General features: G+C 68.6%; 4 protein-coding genes and 1 pseudogene. All 5 read right to left on the bottom strand.

Annotated features, from left to right (window positions below):
- Nucleotides 1–224 precede the first annotated feature (224 nt).
- Nucleotides 225–1,148, bottom strand: coding sequence for an MlaD family protein (locus FVW27_RS08300; protein ID WP_167124258.1), 924 nt, complete (start codon nucleotides 1,146–1,148; stop codon nucleotides 225–227).
- 1 nt (nucleotide 1,149) lies between these two features.
- The gene (locus FVW27_RS08295; RefSeq protein WP_167124256.1) at nucleotides 1,150–1,977 is read right to left on the bottom strand and encodes an ATP-binding cassette domain-containing protein; all 828 of its coding nucleotides are present in this window, start codon (nucleotides 1,975–1,977) and stop codon (nucleotides 1,150–1,152) included.
- A gap of 1 nt (nucleotide 1,978) precedes the next feature.
- Nucleotides 1,979–3,283 (bottom strand): ABC transporter permease, encoded by a 1,305-nt coding sequence (locus FVW27_RS08290; protein ID WP_167124255.1) that lies wholly within the window; start codon nucleotides 3,281–3,283, stop codon nucleotides 1,979–1,981.
- 382 nt (nucleotides 3,284–3,665) lie between these two features.
- Complete coding sequence (locus tag FVW27_RS08285; RefSeq protein WP_208294702.1) at nucleotides 3,666–3,938, bottom strand: hypothetical protein; 273 nt, start codon at nucleotides 3,936–3,938, stop codon at nucleotides 3,666–3,668.
- A 373-nt stretch (nucleotides 3,939–4,311) separates the two neighbouring features.
- Nucleotides 4,312–4,496 (bottom strand): annotated as a pseudogene (locus FVW27_RS08280) (DODA-type extradiol aromatic ring-opening family dioxygenase); the annotation flags it as partial.

The following is a 4,496-nucleotide window of genomic DNA, read 5'->3' as shown; positions in this document are numbered from 1 at the left end:
GGGGCCGGGCATGGCCGGGGCCAGCAGCAGGTGGGTGGGCGCGGGGCCGGGGTCCAGTACGCGGGCGCAGCCGGGCAGGACGGCCAGCAGCAGGGAGAGCAGCAACAACCAGATCCGGTGCTTCCGGCGGACGGGACCAATGGCGCCCGGGCTCGGCACAGGCGATGCGGCTGCGCGATGAACAAGGGAACGCGAGGCGGACGGGCGCGGAGCGGGGGCGGACATCATCGGGCATCATACTCCGGTACGGGGTTGCCGAACAGGAAGCGGCGGGGGTCGCTTTCCACCTTGTGGGCCAGCCGGTCCAGCGTGGCCACCAGTTGGCGCGCCTCGGCCAGCAGGCGGCGCATGTCTTCCAGCCCCTCGCCCGAAAACTTGGCCACGCCCGGCTCGGCGCGCGCCACCATGCCGTCCATGCGCCGGGCCATGTCGCCCACGGCACGGGTGGATTCGCGCAGATCGGTGCGCAGGTAGTCGCGCATGTCGACGGTGGCGTCCTCCAGCCCGGCGGATGCGTTGGCGAGGCGCCGGGTGGTCACGTCCAGGTTGCCGATGATGCGATCCATGGCGTCGGCCCGGGCGGCCAGCCGCGCGGAGAGCACGTCCAGCGACTGCAACGTCTGCGCCAGCGCCCGGCGATTCTCGTCGCCAGCCATGTCCGCGATGCGCTGGATGAGTTCGCGGCTGTCGGAAACCACGGCGGGCAGCCCGGCGAACAGGGCCTCCAGCCGCGAAAGCTGGGCAGGAATCACCGCCACCTCTTCGCCGGGTTGCGGCTTGAGCAGTGGGCTGGTGGCCGTGCCGCCGGAAATCTGCACCACGGTCACGCCGGTGATGCCGCGCGCCTCCAGCGAAGCCATGGAGTCTTCGCGCACGGGGGTGTTGGCCGCGATCTCGATGCGCACCTTGACCCGGCCAGGGTCGGTGGGGCTGATGGTGATGGCCTTCACCGCCCCCACCTTCACCCCGTTGAACAGCACGTCATTGGCCACGCTGAGGCCGGAAACGTGCCCGGTGAAATTGATGTCGTACTGCACGAGGTTCACGCCGCTGCCGCGACCCGCCGTCCACAGGATGAAGGCCAGCGCCCCCACCACGGCCATGAGCGTGAACACACCGACCAGCACGTAGCTTGCCCTGATCTCCATGTCATCTCCCTTGGGCCGGGGGCTGCCCGGCATGGGCGGCGTACCCGGTGTGGCCCGAAGCATCGGACACCCCGGCGGCCACGCGCCCGCGCGGCCCCGTGAAATATTCGCGCAGCCACGGGTGGTCCACCCGCAGCAATTCCTGAATGGTGCCCACGGCGTAGATGCGCCTTTCCGCCAGCACGGCCACCCGGTCGCACACGGCGTACAGCGAATCAAGGTCATGGGTGATCATGACCACGGTAAGCCCAAGCGCGTCGCGCAGGTCCGCGATCAGCGCGTCGAAGGCCGCGGCGCCGATGGGGTCCAGCCCCGCCGTGGGTTCGTCCAGAAACACCACCGCCGGGTCCATGACCAGGGCGCGGGCAAGCCCCGCGCGCTTGCGCATGCCGCCGGAAAGTTCGGACGGGTATTTCAGCGCCGCCTCCGGTGCCAGGCCCACCATGCGCAGCTTCAGGGCAGCCACATCGTCCATGGTTTCGGGCGGCAGGTTGGTGAACTCGCGCAGGGGCACCTTGATGTTCTCGATGACCGACAGCGACGAGAACAGCGCCCCGTCCTGAAAGAGCACCCCCCACTGGCGGCGCACCGCGCGGCGGGCGGCCTCGTCGGAATGGGTGATGTCCACCCCCAGCACGCGCACCTCCCCCGCCTGGGGGCGGCGCAGGCCAAGGATGGTGCGCAGCAGCACCGACTTGCCGGAACCCGATCCGCCGATGAGCCCCAGCACCTCGCCGGGCCGCACGTCCAGGTCCAGATTCTCGTGCACCGTCACCGGGCCGAAGCGGTTGGCAATGCCCCGTAGCGAGATGATGGGCGCGTCCGTCACCCTATACCCCCAGCGACATGAACAGGATGGCGAAGCCCGCGTTGGCCACGATGACCAGGAAGATCGACTCCACCACCGACTGGGTGGTCAGCCGTCCCACCGATTCCGCGCTGCCGGTCACCCGAAAACCCTGAAAGCACCCCACGATGCCGATGATCAGCGCAAAGAACGGCGCCTTGACCAGCCCGGTGACGAAGTTGGCCAGCCGGGTGATCTCCAGGAAGCGCACGGCGAACGCGCCGGGCGAGATGCCCAGCGACAGCCACGAGGCAATGCCCCCGCCCAGCACGCCCATGAAATCGGCGATGAAGGTGAGCACCGGCAGCATCAGCACCAGGGCCACCACGCGGGGAATCACCAGCACCTCCATGGGGTCCAGCCCCATGGAGCGCATGGCGTCCACCTCTTCGTTGGCCACCATGGCCCCGATCTGGGCGGTGAACGACGAGCCGGAACGCCCCGCCACGATGAGCGCCGTCAGCAGCACGCCCAGTTCGCGCAGGGTGGAGACCTCTATCAGGTTCACCACGAACACCTGCGCCCCGAAACGGGTGAACTGCTCCGACCCCATGTACGCGGTGACCAGCCCGATGAGAAAGGTCAGCAGGGCCACGATGGGCACGGCCTGGATGCCGGTCTGTTCCATGTGGTGCACGATGGATACCCAGCGCAGCCGCCACGGTCGGACCACGGCAGCCGCCAGCGAGACCAGGAACATGCCCAGGAAGCCGGTGATGGAACGGGTCTGCTCCAGTTCCTCGACGATGGATGCGCCGATGGCGTTCAGCGCGCCCACCACGGGAGATATGCGACGCGCACGCGGCACGGCGGCAGTGTCGATGGCGCGCACCCGGTCCAGCAGCGTGGACTGGCCGTGATCGGACACGTGCCACACCACGTGGGCCCCCGCCGTCGCCATGCTGGCGGCGGCCCGGCACAGCAGTTGCGCCCCGGCGGTATCCAGGCGGTTCACTTCGGTCAGGTCCAGATGCACCACGGGGGCATCACCCGGCACCGCGCAGGCGTTGCCCACCTCGGTGCAACGGTGCAGCAGCCGAGCGGTCATGCGGCCGATGGTGGCCACGTCCCACGTGCCGGAAAAGGTAAGCACCAGTTCGCGCGCGCCCCTGCCGACCCCGTCGCCCTCCCCGGCGTCCATCCCGTCTATCGGGCCGGGCTCCACGCACGATGCGGCTGGCCTGCAGGCCAACCCCGGCTCGTGCTGTCCGGCGTGGGCATCCGGGTCGGGACGTCGGTAGTCGCCCTTGAGGGTGGGTTCTCGAAACGGGGGAACGGTTTCGCGCATGCGAACAATCTAGCATGCCCCATGGGCTGCGCCAAGAGCACCGGACGCGGCCGGTCCGAAAAGGACCGGGGTGGAGGCAAAGGTGGGGCGCTGTCCGGATGAGGCGCATGGCCGCGAGGCGGGCATGGGCGCGGCTGGGAGCGTGACTGCGGGAGTGGCTGGAGGAAAGGCTGCGGACGTGACGACAGGCGCGACCGGAAACGCGGCACGCGGAAAGGTTGGAAAGGGGGCAAGGGGGGACGGAAGAAAGGAGGCGTCGAAAGAACGCACCCCTGCGGCGCGGCAAGCGCGGAGAGCCGCGCGGCCAGAGCCCGCGCGCGGCGTGTAGTATCCGATGGCGCCAGCCAGTCGTCTCTGGCTGGCGGAGCATGGGCGACGGCGGCTATTCCACGTCGTCGTCGTACCACTCGTGCTCGTAGCCGTCGGTGAGCTTGTAGCTGCGCACCTGCAACAGCAGCTCGCCATCCTTTTCGCGCACCGTGCCCACGACTTCCACGTGGGCATTGATGTGCGCCGCCAGGTCGGCCCCGGCACCGCGCGGGACGATGTGGAACTCGGTATCCCCGGCGGACACGGCCACCTTGGCGGCCATGTCGTCGTGCCCCTTCAGGGTGAGCGGCACGATGTACCCCTGAACAGTCCTGATGCCTTCCATAGTATTCACAAATGACTCTCGCGCAAACGGGAAAGGGTCCGCCTTTCGGACCCACACAACACTGCGGAATATTACCCCTTTCACGAAAACGCAAGTGTTTGGTGGGCCCGATGTGCAAAAAAAATCTCGCCCCAAAAAACACGCGTTATTTCAAACTATTGCATATGAGACATTGTGCGCGCCACGGTTGTCGTGGGCCGCCCCGCCCGTTGTGACATGCGCAAGCGGGCGCGTACGCCGCATGCCCTTGCGTGCGCACCTCCCCCGGTGACCGGCTCGAACGCAGGGCCGATACCGGGCCGAACAGCAGGTGGGCACCGTCCGGACTCCAGCAGGACACCGACGGGCGGTCACCAGACACCAGCCGCCAGTATCAGCCAAAACGGTGCGCGGCAATGGTGGCGCCCATGGCCCGACAGGCGAATACCCGTTCCCCCACGTCTGCATCGGCGGCCCCGGCAACCACCATCAGCGGCAGCAGATGGTCCTCGCGGGGGTGCGCGTCTCGGGCGGCCGGGGCCGCCTGCCAGCGGGCCAGGGCGTGGTCGCGCCGCCTTG

It is taken from the genome of Nitratidesulfovibrio liaohensis (assembly GCF_011682075.1).
Classification (GTDB): Bacteria; Desulfobacterota; Desulfovibrionia; order Desulfovibrionales; family Desulfovibrionaceae; genus Cupidesulfovibrio; species Cupidesulfovibrio liaohensis.
This window is presented reverse-complemented; position numbering and strand designations above follow the sequence as displayed.